This is a genomic window from Sandarakinorhabdus sp., from assembly GCF_041689835.1.
In the GTDB taxonomy this organism is placed as follows: domain Bacteria; phylum Pseudomonadota; class Alphaproteobacteria; order Sphingomonadales; family Sphingomonadaceae; genus Sandarakinorhabdus.
This window is the reverse complement of the sequence record NZ_JBDNFM010000152.1, coordinates 1-15162: the sequence shown is the minus strand read 5'-3', so window position 1 is coordinate 15162 and position 15162 is coordinate 1. Positions and strand designations below refer to the sequence as shown.

Annotated in this window: 19 protein-coding genes and 1 pseudogene; 8 read left to right on the top strand and 12 right to left on the bottom strand. The window is 61.9% G+C overall.

All coding sequences use genetic code 11. The features are described from left to right. The 5 genes from ACESL8_RS08405 to ACESL8_RS08385 form a co-directional block, all read right to left on the bottom strand. Window positions 1-240 (bottom strand): transcription antitermination factor NusB (locus ACESL8_RS08405; protein WP_372917772.1); only part of this gene is annotated, 240 nt, incomplete at its 3' end. Next, entirely contained in the window at window positions 237-698 is a 462-nt protein-coding gene (ribH, locus tag ACESL8_RS08400) for a 6,7-dimethyl-8-ribityllumazine synthase (protein ID WP_372917770.1), read from the bottom strand. The genes ribH and ACESL8_RS08405, both read right to left, overlap by 4 nt. After that, on the bottom strand, window positions 698-1840 hold the full coding sequence (gene ribB, locus ACESL8_RS08395) for a 3,4-dihydroxy-2-butanone-4-phosphate synthase (RefSeq protein WP_372917768.1): 1143 nt from the start codon (window positions 1838-1840) through the stop codon (window positions 698-700). The genes ribH and ribB overlap by 1 nt, the downstream gene beginning before the upstream one ends. Window positions 1841-1888: 48 nt before the next feature. Continuing rightward, entirely contained in the window at window positions 1889-2485 is a 597-nt protein-coding gene (locus ACESL8_RS08390) for a riboflavin synthase (protein WP_372917766.1), read from the bottom strand. A 24-nt stretch (window positions 2486-2509) separates the two neighbouring features. After that, window positions 2510-2737 (bottom strand): hypothetical protein, encoded by a 228-nt coding sequence (locus ACESL8_RS08385; RefSeq protein WP_372917764.1) that lies wholly within the window; start codon window positions 2735-2737, stop codon window positions 2510-2512. 3 nt (window positions 2738-2740) lie between these two features. Between ACESL8_RS08385 and ACESL8_RS08380 the strand changes: the two are divergent. Then, window positions 2741-2860 (top strand): annotated as a pseudogene (locus ACESL8_RS08380) (PEPxxWA-CTERM sorting domain-containing protein); the annotation flags it as partial. Between the two features lie 290 nt (window positions 2861-3150). On the opposite strand, the gene ilvC reads toward ACESL8_RS08380, so the two are convergent. The 5 genes from ilvC to miaA all read right to left on the bottom strand — a co-directional run bounded on the left by ilvC (window position 3151) and on the right by miaA (window position 7950). Next, the gene (gene ilvC, locus ACESL8_RS08375; RefSeq protein WP_372917762.1) at window positions 3151-4170 is read right to left on the bottom strand and encodes a ketol-acid reductoisomerase; all 1020 of its coding nucleotides are present in this window, start codon (window positions 4168-4170) and stop codon (window positions 3151-3153) included. A gap of 41 nt (window positions 4171-4211) precedes the next feature. Further along, on the bottom strand, window positions 4212-4721 hold the full coding sequence (gene ilvN, locus ACESL8_RS08370) for an acetolactate synthase small subunit (RefSeq protein WP_372917760.1): 510 nt from the start codon (window positions 4719-4721) through the stop codon (window positions 4212-4214). An 11-nt stretch (window positions 4722-4732) separates the two neighbouring features. Continuing rightward, window positions 4733-6508, bottom strand: a complete 1776-nt coding sequence (locus ACESL8_RS08365) for an acetolactate synthase 3 large subunit (RefSeq protein ID WP_372917758.1) — start codon at window positions 6506-6508, stop codon at window positions 4733-4735. A gap of 109 nt (window positions 6509-6617) precedes the next feature. Then, window positions 6618-6881, bottom strand: coding sequence for a hypothetical protein (locus tag ACESL8_RS08360; protein ID WP_372917756.1), 264 nt, complete (start codon window positions 6879-6881; stop codon window positions 6618-6620). Between the two features lie 184 nt (window positions 6882-7065). Beyond that, the gene (miaA, locus tag ACESL8_RS08355) at window positions 7066-7950 is read right to left on the bottom strand and encodes a tRNA (adenosine(37)-N6)-dimethylallyltransferase MiaA (RefSeq protein WP_372917754.1); all 885 of its coding nucleotides are present in this window, start codon (window positions 7948-7950) and stop codon (window positions 7066-7068) included. Between miaA and serB the strand changes: the two genes are divergently transcribed. Beyond that, window positions 7949-8854: a phosphoserine phosphatase SerB gene (serB, locus tag ACESL8_RS08350; RefSeq protein ID WP_372917752.1), complete on the top strand. Its 906-nt coding sequence runs from the start codon at window positions 7949-7951 to the stop codon at window positions 8852-8854. The two genes, miaA and serB, sit on opposite strands and share 2 nt — an antisense overlap. Here serB and ACESL8_RS08345 read toward each other — a convergent pair. Then, complete coding sequence (locus tag ACESL8_RS08345; RefSeq protein ID WP_372917750.1) at window positions 8851-9261, bottom strand: DUF2177 family protein; 411 nt, start codon at window positions 9259-9261, stop codon at window positions 8851-8853. The two genes, serB and ACESL8_RS08345, sit on opposite strands and share 4 nt — an antisense overlap. A gap of 139 nt (window positions 9262-9400) precedes the next feature. On the opposite strand from ACESL8_RS08345, the gene ACESL8_RS08340 reads away from it, so the two are divergent. Next, on the top strand, window positions 9401-10018 hold the full coding sequence (locus ACESL8_RS08340; RefSeq protein ID WP_372917748.1) for a lysophospholipid acyltransferase family protein: 618 nt from the start codon (window positions 9401-9403) through the stop codon (window positions 10016-10018). 8 nt (window positions 10019-10026) lie between these two features. Beyond that, complete coding sequence (locus ACESL8_RS08335; RefSeq protein WP_372917746.1) at window positions 10027-10833, top strand: DUF1295 domain-containing protein; 807 nt, start codon at window positions 10027-10029, stop codon at window positions 10831-10833. 87 nt (window positions 10834-10920) lie between these two features. Here ACESL8_RS08335 and ACESL8_RS08330 read toward each other — a convergent pair whose 3' ends face one another. After that, the gene (locus tag ACESL8_RS08330; RefSeq protein ID WP_372917744.1) at window positions 10921-11481 is read right to left on the bottom strand and encodes a TetR/AcrR family transcriptional regulator; all 561 of its coding nucleotides are present in this window, start codon (window positions 11479-11481) and stop codon (window positions 10921-10923) included. 98 nt (window positions 11482-11579) lie between these two features. On the opposite strand from ACESL8_RS08330, the gene ACESL8_RS08325 reads away from it, so the two are divergent. The 4 genes from ACESL8_RS08325 to ACESL8_RS08310 all read left to right on the top strand — a co-directional run. Continuing rightward, window positions 11580-12977, top strand: a complete 1398-nt coding sequence (locus ACESL8_RS08325) for a carotenoid oxygenase family protein (RefSeq protein WP_372917742.1) — start codon at window positions 11580-11582, stop codon at window positions 12975-12977. A 429-nt stretch (window positions 12978-13406) separates the two neighbouring features. After that, entirely contained in the window at window positions 13407-13994 is a 588-nt protein-coding gene (locus ACESL8_RS08320) for a biliverdin-producing heme oxygenase (protein WP_372917740.1), read from the top strand. Further along, the gene (locus ACESL8_RS08315) at window positions 13987-14280 is read left to right on the top strand and encodes a hypothetical protein (protein ID WP_372917738.1); all 294 of its coding nucleotides are present in this window, start codon (window positions 13987-13989) and stop codon (window positions 14278-14280) included. Before ACESL8_RS08320 ends, ACESL8_RS08315 begins: the two co-directional genes overlap by 8 nt. Next, window positions 14246-15162 (top strand): GAF domain-containing protein (locus ACESL8_RS08310; RefSeq protein ID WP_372917736.1); only part of this gene is annotated, 917 nt, incomplete at its 3' end. The genes ACESL8_RS08315 and ACESL8_RS08310, both read left to right, overlap by 35 nt.

Sequence of the window (15162 nt, the reverse complement as noted above, 5' to 3'; positions counted from 1 at the left end):
CTTCTCATCGATTTCTTCGCGCCGCTGGGTCACACCCAACACAAGCTCGCCGAACAGCGCCGGATCTGCTTCGACAAGACGTTGGCCATCCAACTCCCCGCCGAACCGGTAACGGTTGAACTCTCCAACCACAGCCTCCGCAACGCCGCCGGCGACATCGAGTTGATAAAGTGCCTGAATTGCGGCGAGCCGCGCGGCACTCCGTCGTTTGCCTTTGGAAACCGTGGGTTTGCGGCTCATGACAACTCGAAACGGTAACGCAACGCGACCATGGAAAGACAGGCTTCGACGGCTGCCGCCCCTTTATTGCCCTTGTCCCGACTGGCACGGGCCCAGGCCTGATCCTTGTTTTCACAGGTCAGGATGCCGTAGCCGATAGCCGCCAGCTGGTTCATGGCCAGGTCCTGTAAGGCCCGCGCACTTTCCCCGCAAACATAGTCGTAATGGGTGGTTTCGCCGCGAATGACACAGCCAAGCGCCACAAACCCATCGAATTTCCGTCTACCTTCCGCAGGTTGATCCGCTTCGAGGGCGTACCGGATCGCCGCGGGAATTTCGAACGCACCCGGGACAGAAAACCGTTCATACGTTGCGCCGGCAGTCTCTATCGCTGCAATCGCGCCCAATGCCATTTCGTCCGCCAGGTCTTCATAAAACCGAGCCTCGACGACCATGATATGCGGGGTTACGTCATCCATTATGAATCATCCGAAAGTTTGACCGATATAGGCCGGTGATCGACGACATTCAAATCATAGCCATCGATACCGACAATCTTCTTCGGCGAATTGGACAGTAGGATCATGTCGTGAACGCCAAGGTCGAGCAAAATTTGCGCACCAATGCCGTAATCGCGCAGCTCCGTCGGGTCCTGGACCACCGCACGCGACACTTCGCCATTCGTCGCATGCACCCGATCCGAAATGAGCGTTGGGTACCATTCCCGTAGAACCACGACGACGCCCCGGCCCACGGCATCGATCTGCCGCATCGCGCCATGCAGCGGTCCTATCTTCCCGTCAGTAATCTCACCGAGCGCATCCTGGAACAGGTTCACCGCATGCATTCGCACAAGGGGCGGGTCGCCACCTGCGGACAGATCGCCTTTTACCAGGGCAACGTGCTCGGCATACTCAACTTTGTTGGCGTAGACGTAAAGCTTCCAATCGCCGCCGTGGCGGCTTTCCAGCGTCGTTTCCGCGACCCGCTCGATAATGCGGTCATGCCGCCGCCGATAGGCAATTAGGTCTGCGATAGTGCCTATTTTAAGGCCATGGAACTGAGCGAACCTGACCAGATCCTCCCGGCGCGCCATGGTCCCATCATCATTCATGATCTCGCAGATCACGCCGGAAGGGTTCAGCCCGGCAAGGCGCGCGATATCAACGGACGCTTCGGTGTGGCCAATGCGAACCAGCACACCACCGTCACGGGCCATCAGCGGGAAAACATGTCCTGGCGTCGCAATATCTGCCGCGCCCTTCGAAGGGTCGATCGCGACCGACACTGTCCGCGCCCGATCCGGAGCAGAAATTCCTGTCGTCACCCCTTCGCGCGCTTCGATGGAAACCGTAAACGCCGTTTCCAGCCGGCTGGAATTCTGTTGCGGTTGCAAGGGGATGCCCAGTTGACCTATCCGCTCACGCGTCATCGCAAGGCAAATCAGGCCGCGGCCATGCATGGCCATGAAGTTGATCACGTCCGGTGTTGCCATCTGCGCCGGAATAACGAGGTCCCCCTCGTTCTCACGGTCTTCATCATCGACCAGGATAAACATCCGGCCGTTGCGCGCATCTTCGATCAATTCCTCGGTCGAATGTTTGTAATCGCTGAACGCCACGTGCTCTTACCTACCTAATTTACTGAAAACCCACGCCAAACCGTGTCATCACGCTTCGGTAATGTCGGATTGAAGCCGCGCAACATATCTGGCCAGGAGGTCGACCTCAAGATTCACCTCATCGCCAGCCTTTAACAGGCCGAACGTCGTCTGCTGTGCGGTATGCGGAATGATGTTCACACCGAAGCGGTTTCCCTCGACCTCATTGACGGTCAAGGAAACGCCGTCGAGCGCGACCGATCCCTTTCGGGCAATATAGCGAGACAATTCCCTTGGCGCTGCGAATTCGAACCGCAAGCTATCGCCTTCCGGATGCCGGTCCACGACCTTTGCCACGCCATCGACATGCCCCTGCACCAGATGGCCGCCCAGTTCAGCCCCCAGCCGCAGTGACGGTTCAAGATTGATGCGCCGGCCTGCCTGCCACGCGCCCAGGGTTGTGCAGGCAATGGTTTCGCCGGAAACATCGGCACTAAACCATCCCTGCCCTTTTTCCACGACGGTCAGGCAGGTACCCGAGCATGCGATCGACGCGCCGATATCCACGCCCGACATATCGAAATTCGTCTCAATCGTGAACCGTGTATCGGCAGGCTTTTCAACCTTCCGGACCGTTCCGATATCCATAATCAGTCCCGTAAACATGGCATCACCTTATCAGCATCAATCTCAATCGGACGAATCCTGTCGCTCCAGCAACTCCAATACATCGTTCCCGACGCCGCGCTGCTCAACCCGGACAAACCGCGCCATGTCGGCGGGTGTGGCAACGCCATAAGGGCCGATGGCGGCAGCAATCCCAACCCGTGGACCAGCTACAGCTTCAACGTCAGCCTTGGCGCTGGCACCTATGCAATCCGCTTTGCTCAGGCTGATAACCAGCTCTTCTTCACCCAAGGCGTAGACAATGTCTTCGTTGGCGGCGCTGTGCCCGAACCCGCCAGCTGGGCAATGCTGATCGCCGGCTTTGGCCTGGTCGGCGCTGCCGGGCGCCGTCGCCGTGCGGTGGTTGCTGCCTGAATTTCGGTTCTGCTGAGGAGGCCCGCTGGTGCGAACCGGCGGGCTTTCTTCCTGACAGCTCAGCTGACGCAGCGCAGCGTGCGGGCAGCGTGCGGGCAGCGTGCGGGCAGCGTTGCTGCTGCTGCGAGATCGTAGTTGCAAGGTCGCTTGTATCCAAAAACACTCGTCATCCTGAACTTGTTTCAGGATCCATGGGATACAGAACCTCGAAAACGCGCTTGTCGGGGCATTTGCACAATGGATTCTGAAACAAGTTCAGGATGACGGGGCACTTTTCAGGAACTCCGCCCTTAATTCTTGGCCTTGTCCACCAACTGGTTCTTGGCAATCCACGGCATCATCGCCCGCAGCCGCGAACCGACTTCCTCGATCGGGTGCGCCTTGGCGGCGATGCGGCTGGCCTTCAGTTCTGGCTGGCCGGCGCGGTTGTCGAGGATGAAGTTCTTCACGAAACGCCCGCCCTGGATATCGGCGAGCACGCGCTTCATTTCGGCCTTGGTTTCAGCCGTGATGATGCGCGGGCCGGTGGTGATGTCGCCATATTCGGCGGTGTTGCTGATCGAATAGCGCATGTTGGCGATGCCGCCTTCATACATCAGATCGACGATCAGCTTCACTTCGTGCAGGCATTCGAAATAAGCCATTTCCGGCGCATAACCGGCTTCGACCAGCGTTTCGAAACCGGCCTGGATAAGGTGGGTGAGGCCGCCGCACAGAACGGCCTGTTCGCCGAACAGATCGGTTTCGCATTCTTCCTTGAAGGTGGTTTCGATCACGCCCGAACGCCCGCCGCCAACCGCCGACGCATACGACAGCGCGATATCATGCGCATTGCCGCTGGCATCCTGGTGGATGGCAATCAGGCACGGCACGCCGCCGCCCTTTTGATATTCGCTGCGAACCGTGTGACCGGGGCCCTTTGGCGCGATCATGAACACATCGATATCGGCGCGCGGCTCGATCAACTGGAAATGCACGTTGAGGCCGTGAGCAAACGCCAGCGCCGCGCCGGGCTTCATGTTGGCGGCCAGATCGTCGGCATAGATCGCGGCCTGATGTTCATCGGGCGCCAGCACCATGATCACATCGGCCCACGCCGCGGCATCGGCATTGCTCAGCACCTTGAAGCCGGCCCCTTCGGCCTTTTTCGCGGTGGCGGAACCAGCCCGCAGCGCGACCGCCACCTCGCTCACACCCGAATCGCGCAGATTCTGCGCATGGGCATGGCCCTGGCTGCCATAACCAACGATGGCGACCTTCTTGCCCTTGATTAGGCCGACATCGGCATCGGCATCATAGTAAACGCGCATGGTGTTTCCCTTGGCTGGCCCCACAGCAGCAGAGCAATTGATCAGACGGCTTCGGCACCCCGTGCGATGGCGACAACCCCGGTGCGGGCGACCTCGACAAGGCCAACCTCCCGCATCAGCGCGATGAACTGGTTCACTTTTTCCGACGATCCCGACACTTCGAACACGAAACTGTTGATGCTGGTATCCACCGGGCGGGCGCGGAAAATGTCGGCAAGGCGCAAAGCCTCTACCCGCTTCTCGCCGGAACCGGCCACCTTCACCAGCGCCATTTCGCGCTCAACATGCGGGCCCCAGTCGGTAAGATCGACCACACGGTGCACCGGCACCAGCCGATCGAGCTGCGCCATGATCTGATCAATCACCGGCGGCGGGCCATTGGTGACGACGGTGATTCGCGACACGGCATGATCGTCGGACACGTCGGCCACCGTCAGGCTTTCGATGTTGTAGCCGCGCGCCGAAAATAGCCCGACGATGCGCGCCAGCACCCCGGCTTCGTTATCAACCAATATCGACAACGTGTGCCGTTCAGACGGGAGATGCTTCATCACGCGCGCCCCTATACCAATGCTTTGGCATCGTCATCCGTTTCGCCGCGCTCGTCGGCAGCGCTCAGGATCATGTCGGTGTGCGACGCGCCCGACGGGATCATCGGGAAACAATTGGCCAACTTGGACACCCGGCAATCAACCATCACCGGGCCGGGATGATCGAGCATGGCCTGAATGCCGCTATCCAGATCGCCCGCGCCTTCGATCACGATGCCTTTCCAGCCATACGCTTCCGCCAGCTTCACAAAGTCCGGCAGCGTATCCGAATAGCTTTCGCTGTACCGCCCACCGTGGTTCATTTCCTGCCACTGGCGCACCATGCCCATATATTCGTTGTTGATGATGAACACCTTGACCGGCAAGCGATATTGCATCGCCGTGGCCAGTTCCTGAATGTTCATCTGGATGCTGGCTTCGCCGGCGATATCGATCACCAGCGCACCGGGAAACGCCAGTTGCGCGCCAATGGCAGCGGGCAGCCCATAGCCCATGGTGCCGAGCCCGCCCGAGGTGAGCCACTTGTTTGGCTCATGAAAACCGAAATGCTGCGCCGCCCACATCTGGTGCTGGCCCACTTCGGTGGAGATGATCGGCTTTCTGGCCTTGGTCATCTCATACAGCCGCTGGATCGCCTTCTGCGGCAGCAGCGCCCCGGTCTGATCAGTGCCCTTTTGTTCAAAACCGAACGAATTGCGGCTGCGCCAGCTGGCGATATCAGCCCACCACGGCTTCAGATCGGCCTGCCGGTGACCCGAATTGCCGTGACCCTTGGCGCGCCACACCTTCAGCATGTCTTCCATCACGCTGCCGACGTCGCCCAGAATCGTCAGATCAACCCGCACCGTCTTGTTGAAGCTGGAGCGGTCGATATCGACATGGATCTTGCGGCTGTTCGGGCTGAACGCGTCCAGCCGGCCCGTCACCCGGTCATCAAAACGCGCGCCCAGGCAAACCATCAGATCGCAGCGGTTCATCGCCATATTGGCTTCGTATGATCCGTGCATGCCCAGCATGCCGAGGAACTGCGGGTGATCATCCGCCATCGTGCCCAGGCCCATCAACGTCGATGTAACCGGCGCACCCGTCACCTTGGCCAGATCGCGCAGCAACTGGCTCGCCACCGGGCCTGAATTGATGATGCCGCCGCCGGTGTACAAGATCGGGCGCTCGGCCGCGGCCAGCATGTCAACCGCCGCTTCGATGCTGGTCAGATCACCCTTCACCTGCGGCTTGTAGGTCTTGTGGCTGATCGTGCCCGGCTTGGTATAACGCGCCTTGAAAATCTGCACGTCCTTGGGGATATCGATCACCACCGGGCCGGGCCGGCCGCTGCGGGCGATGTAAAACGCCTCGTGCAGCACCGGGCCAAGCCTGGCAGTCTCTTTCACCAGGTAATTATGCTTGGAACAGTGACGCGTGATGCCCACCGTGTCGCATTCCTGAAAGGCATCGGTTCCGATCAGATGCGTGGGCACTTGGCCGGTGAGCACCACCAGCGGCACCGAATCCATCAACGCGTCGGTGATGCCGGTGACGGCGTTGGTTGCACCGGGGCCGGACGTGACGAGCACCACCCCCACCTTGCCGCTGCTGCGCGCATAGCCTTCGGCGGCATGGACGGCGGCCTGTTCGTGGCGCACGAGGATGTGGCGAATGCGGGTTTGCTGGAACAGAGCGTCATAAATCGGCAGCACAGCGCCGCCGGGGTAGCCAAACACCACCTCAACACCCAGTTCAGTCAGGGCCTGCACAACGATTTCGGCGCCGGTCAACTCCGTGCCCATGATCCATTTCCCACGCAAAACGGCCGCAAAGCAGCGGCTGGATGCTGTTATGGGAAGTAAAATGCCACGTCAAGCATTTTTCACGCAATTTTCATGCGCAAACTACCGGTCAAGAAACAACTTCCGGCAACCCGGCCTTGCGTCGGCCAAACACCAGGCCCAGCACCAGCAGGCCCGCCAGCCCGGCTACCATTGGGCCTGTGCTCATCGCGGTCTCGTCTTCCGCAGCCGGCGCAGCATCGGCGCGTACACAATCGGGGCTGCCGTCAACACAGTCGCCCGGCGCGATAACCGGGGCCATTTGCACCAGTTGCGTTGCCGTCGCTGGCAGGGCGGCGAAAAACCCGGCAACCAAAACCACCATCAACTTCATTACGCACATCCCCAGCAACACTCAAAATTATCATTGCACCGCAACGTGACGTCGGCATGACATTCCCCCACCCATTAAGGGAAAAACGTCCGCTACAGGTTAAAGACAGCTACGAAATGCGGCAGGCCGTGGTTGCATCGAGGCGCGGTGGTTGCAGCAAGATCGGGCTGAAAACGCCGGCGCATCAGTCCGGCGCCGTTCGCGCCCAATCACCAAACTGGTTGCGCGCCCAGGTCTGCTGGCGCTTTTGATATTGGCGCGTGGCAATCAGCGCCGCAGCCATCGCCGCATCAAGGCTGATGGCGCCGGCCAGGTGCGCCGCCAGTTGCGGCACCGCCAGCGCTTTCATCACCGGCACATCGGCGGGCAAGCCCAGCGCCGCCAGCGCGGCCACCTCATTCAGCGCGCCCGCGGCCAGCATCGCCTGCAAGCGCAGCCCGGCGCGCGCGTTCAATTCGTCACGTGGGCGATCGACGATGAAGCCCTGCACCGCCGCCGGCCCCACCCCGCCTTCGCGGTGCTGCTGCCAACTAGCCAGGGTGCGCCCCGTCGCGCGCACCACCTCCAGCGCGCGCATGGTGCGTTGCCGATCGGCAGGCATCAGGCGGGCAGCAGCGGCCGGATCTTCGCGTTCCAGGGCGGTGCGGGCGGCGGGCGCACCAAGCGCGCGCACATCAGCCCGCACATCGTGAGGGATGGCCGGCACCGGTGCCCATCCATGCACCAGTGCCGAAAGATACATGCCGGTGCCGCCCACGACGATCGGCTGCAAGCCTGCGGCCCGCGCGGCGGCAATTTCGGCCTTGGCCAATTCCGCCCAGCGCGCCGCCGTGCACACATCGTCGCCGGCCAGCACGCCATACAGCCGGTGCGCCGCGGCGGCTTCCTCTGCCGCCGTCGGCCGCGCCGAAACAATGGCAAGATCGCGGTACATCTGGCTGGCATCGGCATTGATGATGACCCCGCCCACATCGCCGCACGCACGGGCCGCAAGCTTCAGCGCCAACGCCGACTTGCCGCCCGCCGTCGGCCCTGTCAGGACGGTGACCCGTTCAGGATCGAGATTCATGGCAGACGCGCTCATCATCACTCTGGTTGCCGAAGGCGCCTTGTCGCCCGGGGATGCGGCGGCGGCAAGCGATGTCGTGCGCGGCATCGGCGGCGAAATCATGGCGCAAAGCTGGCTCGAAGCCGGCGACGCCTTCGATATCCTGGCCCGCGGCAACGCCCCGGCCATCCGCGCTGCCCTGGAAGACGCCTTTCCCTCAGTGGATGTCGTGGTGCAATCCGGCACCACGCCGCGCCGCAAACGGCTGATCGTTGCCGACATGGATTCGACCATGATCGCGTGTGAATGCATCGACGAACTCGCCGATTATGCCGGGATCAAGGCCGAAGTGGCTGCCATCACCGAAGCCGCCATGCGCGGCGAACTGGATTTCGCCGGCGCACTCAAGGCCCGTGTGGCGCTGCTCAAAGGCCTTCCCGTCGCCACCATCGATCAGTGCCGCGAGGAACGCGTGCGCCTCAACCCCGGCGCGCGGACGCTGGTGCAGACGATGGTGGCGAACGGCGCGCGCTCATTGCTGGTGTCCGGCGGCTTCATGGCCTTTGCCGTGCCGGTGGCGCGCCAGATCGGCTTTGCCCGCGTTGTCGCCAATCGGCTGGACACCGCCAGGGAAAAGGACGCCGATGTGCTCGCCGGCACCGTGCCCGAGCCCATCGTTGATGCCGCCGCCAAAAAGGCGCTGCTCCAAGCCGATGGCACGCCGTTATCGGCCGCACTGGCAGTCGGGGACGGCGCCAACGATATCCCGATGATCCAGGCCGCCAGTGCCGCCGGCGGGCTCGGCATTGCCTACCACGCCAAACCCGCCGCCGCTGCCGCCGCGCAGGCTCATGTTCGGCGCGGCGACCTGACCGTCTTGCTGCGCGCGCAGGGCTATGTCCGCGCCGATTGGGTGCAAGACTAGCCGGCGGGAAACAGTTTGGCCGTGAGCCAGGTGCCCGCCGCCGCCGTGCCGCCGGTGAGCACGGTGCCCCACATCAGATCGAGCACCGTCACCTTCAGGCTCCACACCTTCAACGTGGCATAATTGGTCAGGTCATAGGTGGCGTAACACACGAACCCCAGCACCGCGCCTTGCAGCGCCGACTTTGCGACACCTTCGGTCAATCCCGGCCACACCGCGAAGTAAACGATGCCGGCGATGTAGATTGCATAAAAGATCAGCGCCGGCAGCAACCGAAAGCCGTTCTCCATCATCACCGGGCCGATTTCAGGCTTGTACAGGCGCGGCGCCATGTTGATCAGCCACACCGCATCGATGGCGGCAAAGGCAACAAGGGTCAGGCCGTAGGCTGCGAGCATCTTGGTCATGACCATGCCATAGCCGGGCAGCGATGGATTGACACGGGGTTTGACAGCATCCCCCCGTATCCGCGATGCTGTGCCGCTACAGGAAACCAACGGCAACAGGCGAACCAGCACCATGGCCGCCAAACATGTGGGAAGTACCATGACCAGGGCAACGAAGGGCCTGATGTCGCGACTGCTGGAATGGCTGCTGCTGCGTTTCTACCGCGGGACGGGTTGGAAATCGGTCGCGATGCGGCCGATTCCGCGCAAGGCGGTGATCATTGCGGCACCGCACACATCCAACTGGGATTTCGTCTATTATATCGGGCTCACCCGTGATCTGGGCATCGAAACCAGCTTCATGGCCAAGCGGCAATTGTTCCGCTGGCCGCTGGGCCGCTTCATGCGGGACGTCGGCGGGGTGGAGGTAAATCGCGAGAAAAGCGGCAATTACGTCCAGTCGATGATCGACGAATTCAATCGCCGCGATGATTTCCTGCTCACCATCGCACCCGAAGGCACCCGCAGCGCCGTTGGACAGTGGCGCACCGGCTTTTATCACATCGCGCTGGGCGCCAAGGTGCCGCTGATCGTTGGCATGATGGATTATGCCAAGAAAACCGGCGGGTTGGCGCTGGCTTTCATGCCCACCGGCGATTACGCCGCCGATATGGCACGGGTAGAGGAATTCTACCGTTCCACCACGCCGCGGCACCCGGGCAAGACGATGAAATCCATCGTCAGTGCCAGCGTGCAGCCTTTCGAAAAGGCCGCCTGAACACCGCCATGTTGATCGATCTGGGAATAACCCTCGCCGCCGTTGTCGGCCTCATGGCGCTGTGCTGGCGCTACGCTGTCTCGATCCGCGACGTGTCGTTCATCGATGCCATCTGGGCCTATGGCATGGTGTTTGCCGTCGCGGTGGCGGCGGGCCTCAATGGCGGGCTGGCCGGGCCGGCGGACTGGGCGCTCCTCGCCCTTGTCAGCGCGTGGGGACTGCGGCTGGGCACCCATCTCATCACCCGCTGGCGCCGGCTCGGCCGCGATCCGCGCTATGAAAAAATCCTCGGCCACGCGATGAAAAATCGCGGGGACAAACCGGGCATGAGCTTTGCCAAGGCAGCGTGGTGGCGAGCCTTCGGCATGCAAGGCCCGCTGCTTTGGGGTGTATCGCTGCCGGCACAGGCCGGCGTTCTGGCCGACAACGGCGCGGCACTACCGGCGTGGGGCCTCGCCGGTGCCGCGCTGGCGGTGTTCGGCATTGCCTTCGAAAGCATCGGCGATGCCCAACTGGAAACCTTCCGCGCCGATCCCGCCAGCAAGGGCGAGGTGATGGACAAGGGCCTGTGGCGCTACACTCGCCATCCCAATTATTTCGGCGATTTCTGCGCCTGGTGGGGCATCTTCATCGTTGGCCTCGCCGCCGGCGCGCCGTGGTGGACGGCGGCTGGCCCGCTGTTCCTCAGTTTCACCCTCACCCGCTGGTCGGGCGCGCCGCTGCTGGAGCACAGCCTGAAAAAGCGCCGCCCCGGATACGACGACTACATCCGCCGCACCTCCGGCTTCTTTCCGCTGCCGCCAAAACGCGGCTGAAGGCTGAGCAGCGCGACATTTGCATGGATGCGGTGGCCACGCTGCCGGTCAACCGCATGTCATCAACGCTGCAAACGACCAATCCGATCAGAGCAGCCCGGCGGCGATTATCCGTTCGACAAGACCGTCCTCAATCACGATTTGCTGATCCAGCAACAGCAGCGCCAGGCCATGCACGAGGGACCAGGCGCGAATGGCCTCGATCCTCGGGTCGGTGCCGGTTTGTGCGGAAACCGCGGCGGCGTTCTCGCGCAGGAATGTCAGGGCATCGGGGAGGCCATGCCGCGGCGCTTCCAGCATGTCGTGCGATGCTTTTGCCCCGAAGATCATGCGAAACAGCGCCGGGTTGGCCGCCGCGAAACGCACATAGGCAATGCCCGTTGCGGCAAACCCGGCTTGCCCGCCGCCTGCCTGCTTTGCCGCCGCACGCTGCGCTTCGGCCAGTTTCTCCAACCCCGCCGCCGCCAAGGCATCAAGCAATGCACCCTTGTCGGGAAAATGCCGATACACGGCTGTCGCACTCACACCCACGGCGCGGGCGACCTCGCGAAGGCTGAGGGCGTCGGCCGCCTGTGCTTCCAGCAGCGTCAGGCCCGCTTCGATCAGCGCCTGCCGGAGGTCGCCGTGATGATAGCTGCGTTTTTCCATGTTGACAGTGTTACCATTGCGCCTATGTTGATAGCGTAAACATGTGCAGCAGGAGAAACGTGATGGCAAGTTTGTTGGAAAGCGCGCTCCGCTCGGCCGTGTACACGGGGGTCCAGGCCATCGCCGGCTTCAACCGCAAGCGTTTGCCCAAAGTCACCGATCATCCGTACCTCACCGGCATTTTCGCTCCGATAACCAAAGAAATGACGCTGACCGACCTTGCTGTGACAGGCACGATTCCGCCAGCAATTGATGGACGCTACCTTCGCATCGGCCCAAACCCCGTCGCTGCCAATCCTGCAAGCTATCACTGGTTCATCGGCGACGGCATGGTTCACGGCATCCGCATCCAGAACGGTCGCGCGCTCTGGTACAAGAATCGCTGGATCCGTTCGCGCCGGGTTGCCCAGCTTCTTGGCAGTGCCGCCGCGCCGGGACCGCGCAACCGCGCCCAGGACGTCGTCAACACCAACGTGACCGGCATTGCGGGCCGCATCTTTGCCCTGGTGGAGGCGGGCAGCTTTCCCGTTGCCCTGAGCGACGATCTCGAAACGCAGGCCTATGATGCCTTCGGCGGCACCCTGCACGACAGTTTCACCGCCCATCCGCACCTGGACCCATCGACCGGGGAACAGCACGCGATCTGTTACAATGCGTCCCAGCCCGGCCTTATCCGCCACGTCGTCATCGACAACGGCGGGCGAGCCATTCGCGAGGAGCCAATCCCGGTAAAGCACGGCCCGTCGATCCACGATTGCGCACTGACCGCCCGCTATGTGCTGCTGCTCGATCTGCCGGTCACCTTTTCGAAAAATACGCTGCTGGCAGGTCATGAGTATCCCTATGCGTGGAACCCCGAACATCGCGCACGGGTCGGCCTCATGCCCCGCCATGGCAGCGCCGCAGACGTCATCTGGTGCGATGTCGATCCCGCCTATGTCTTCCATCCGTGCAATGCCTATGACCTGCCCGATGGGCGCGTCGTCATGGACGTGGTGGCGTATGACACGATGTTCGATGAATCGACGCAAGGCCCGGACAATATGTCAGGCGCCTTTGAACGCTGGACGGTCGATCCGGTCGCCCAGCGGGTTGACCGCGCCGTGATCGATGCCAGCCCGCAGGAGTTTCCCCGGCCCGACGAGCGCCTGATCGGCCAACCCTATCGCTACGCCTACACCGTCGCATTGCCGGAGGGCCGCGCCGCGCGGTATCTGGGCGGCACAAAACTGTACAAACACGACCTGCAATCCGGCACGCGCCAGCTTCATGATTTCGGCGAGGGCCGCTATCCGGGCGAGTTCGTGTTCGTCCCGGCCCACACCGCAGCCGGCGAGGACGAAGGCTGGTTGATGGGCCTCGTCGTCAATCACCCGGGCGAAACGACCGACCTGGTGATCCTGAATGCCCGCGATTTCGCCGGCGAACCGCAGGCCAGCATTCGTATCCCGCACCGGGTGCCGCCGGGATTTCACGGCAACTGGGTCGGCCGCTGACCGGCCCGTTGCCGGCGCGCATGGCCTGATTGCAGTACGCTTGCCCAGCGGTGGCGGCCTTGCCCCGGCCTGCCCCGCTACGCGGCCAAGCGCTGTCGACCACAACGCCGGCCCAATGGCGCTGCACGCAATTATCCGGGCGCGGCAACTCGCCGCAAACAGCCAACTGCACATTGCCTGATTGCATTGGCAAACCTTCAATTGCCAAGCGATATCAATGTGTCTGTGAAATCGTGCCGACGCAAATACAGCGATAACTGTCAGCGCTGGCTGATAAATAATGCTGGCCATAAATGTAAAAAAAAGTGCTTGATGTGTTATCGCCACGCCAATCAGGACAACACCGTCTTAATCGATTCGATTTGGGGCAGTCGCATGCAAGCAACGGCGCTCTTGACGAATGCGGACGACGCCGTGGAGCACGGCCGTATGAACAGCACCACCGCCCGCGCCCGGCGGACCACTGCTTACCCAGCAAGCGCTCGGTCGGCGCTGCGATCGGCCACACACGACATTCATCAACGCATGCACCATCACCCGGCACTTTCGCGCCTGGCAGCAGGAACAATCAGCCGAGACGAATACCGCCGCGTGCTCGCCCGGTCGTACGGTTTTTATATCATTGCCGAGCCGGCGCTTGGTTTTGCCGGAAAATTGACCGATTGCCTTTTCCTGGACCTGGCGGAATTGGGCATGATGCCCGCTGCGATCGCGGTGTTGCCGCGGTGGGCGGCCTCCGCATTCGGGCAGCACCCCAGCGCGTTGATCGGCGCCCGCTATGTGTTGCTTGGCGCCTCGCTGGGCGGCAAGGTCATGGCACGCGCGATCGCGGGCCGAACGGGCAGCGACGGTGCAATGCCGGTGCGTTTTCTTACCGGGATGGGTGAAAACGACTGGAAGGCGTTTGCTTCGCGCCTGGAAACCGATCTGCCCGACGCTGCCTCACGCAAACGCGCAGCAACGGCCGCAAGCGCAATGTTTGTTGCCTATGAAAACTGGCTGGCATGGCGTGAGTGATCCCGGCGCGCTGTGCGGCATCCATCACGTTCACGGCGGCAGGATTTCGCCCGAAAACGCGAAGCCGCAGCAAACAGGTTTGCGCAGCTTCAGCCGACAGAACGAATTGGATCTGTTGGTGCGAGTTGATGGGTACGTACCAGCAAGCCTGCCAAATCCACTTGCGCAAAGATTGCTGCCGCAAACACCAAAACCAATTGTTAACCTCAGTAAATCAATCCCAATGGAATTATCAGGGACAGGAGGCGCGCGTGAGCCAGGCCAACAGCAGTTCGACCGTGCCTGACGCCGTTGATCTGACAAATTGTGACCGGGAGCAGATCCAGCACATCAATGCCATTCAGCCGATCGGCTTTCTTATCGCTGTTTCAAGCGATTGGCGAATTTCACGCGTTTCGGCAAACATTGTCGATTTCCTCGGTCTGCGGATCGATCTGGTGTTGCGAGCGCCATTGCAGGACGTGTTTCTACCTGCAGCAATTCACATCATTCGAAATCAGCTCTCACTCCTCCTGGCGCCCGGCACGATCGAGCGCAGCTTTGCGGTTCAGCTTCAGGAAAACGGTGCCAAATATGATCTGGCAGTGCACAAATCCGGCGAGTTGATCATCATCGAGGCTGAACCAAGCGTCCCGATCACTGATTTCAACGCAGGCGCGATGGTTCGCTCGATGCTGAGCCGGATAAAGAGCCAGCCAAACTTCATGCAGGAAGCGGCTCGGCTCGTACAGGCGCTGACCGGCTTTGACCGGGTCATGATCTATCGTTTTCACCCCGATGGCTCGGGTGAAGTGATCGCCGAACGCGTCCGCAGCGGGGTCGAATCCTTCCTCGGTTTGCGGTACCCGGCAACCGACATCCCGCTGCAAGCCCGCGCGCTGCTGGTGCGCAATCCGGTGCGGGTGCTGATTGACATCGGGGCTGCACCAATCCCGCTGGTGTTGTCCGCCGGGGAACCCGATACCCCGCTCGATCTGTCGATGAGCGTCCTACGCGCGCATTCGAGCGTGCATGTCGAGTATCTTTTGAACATGGGCGTCGGCTCGACCATGACCGTATCGCTGATCCGTGAGGGCAGGCTGTGGGGCCTGATTTCGTGCCACCACATGGCACCCTGGCACGTCGGCTTCGAACGGCGCACGGCCGCCGAACTGTTTGCTGAAATACT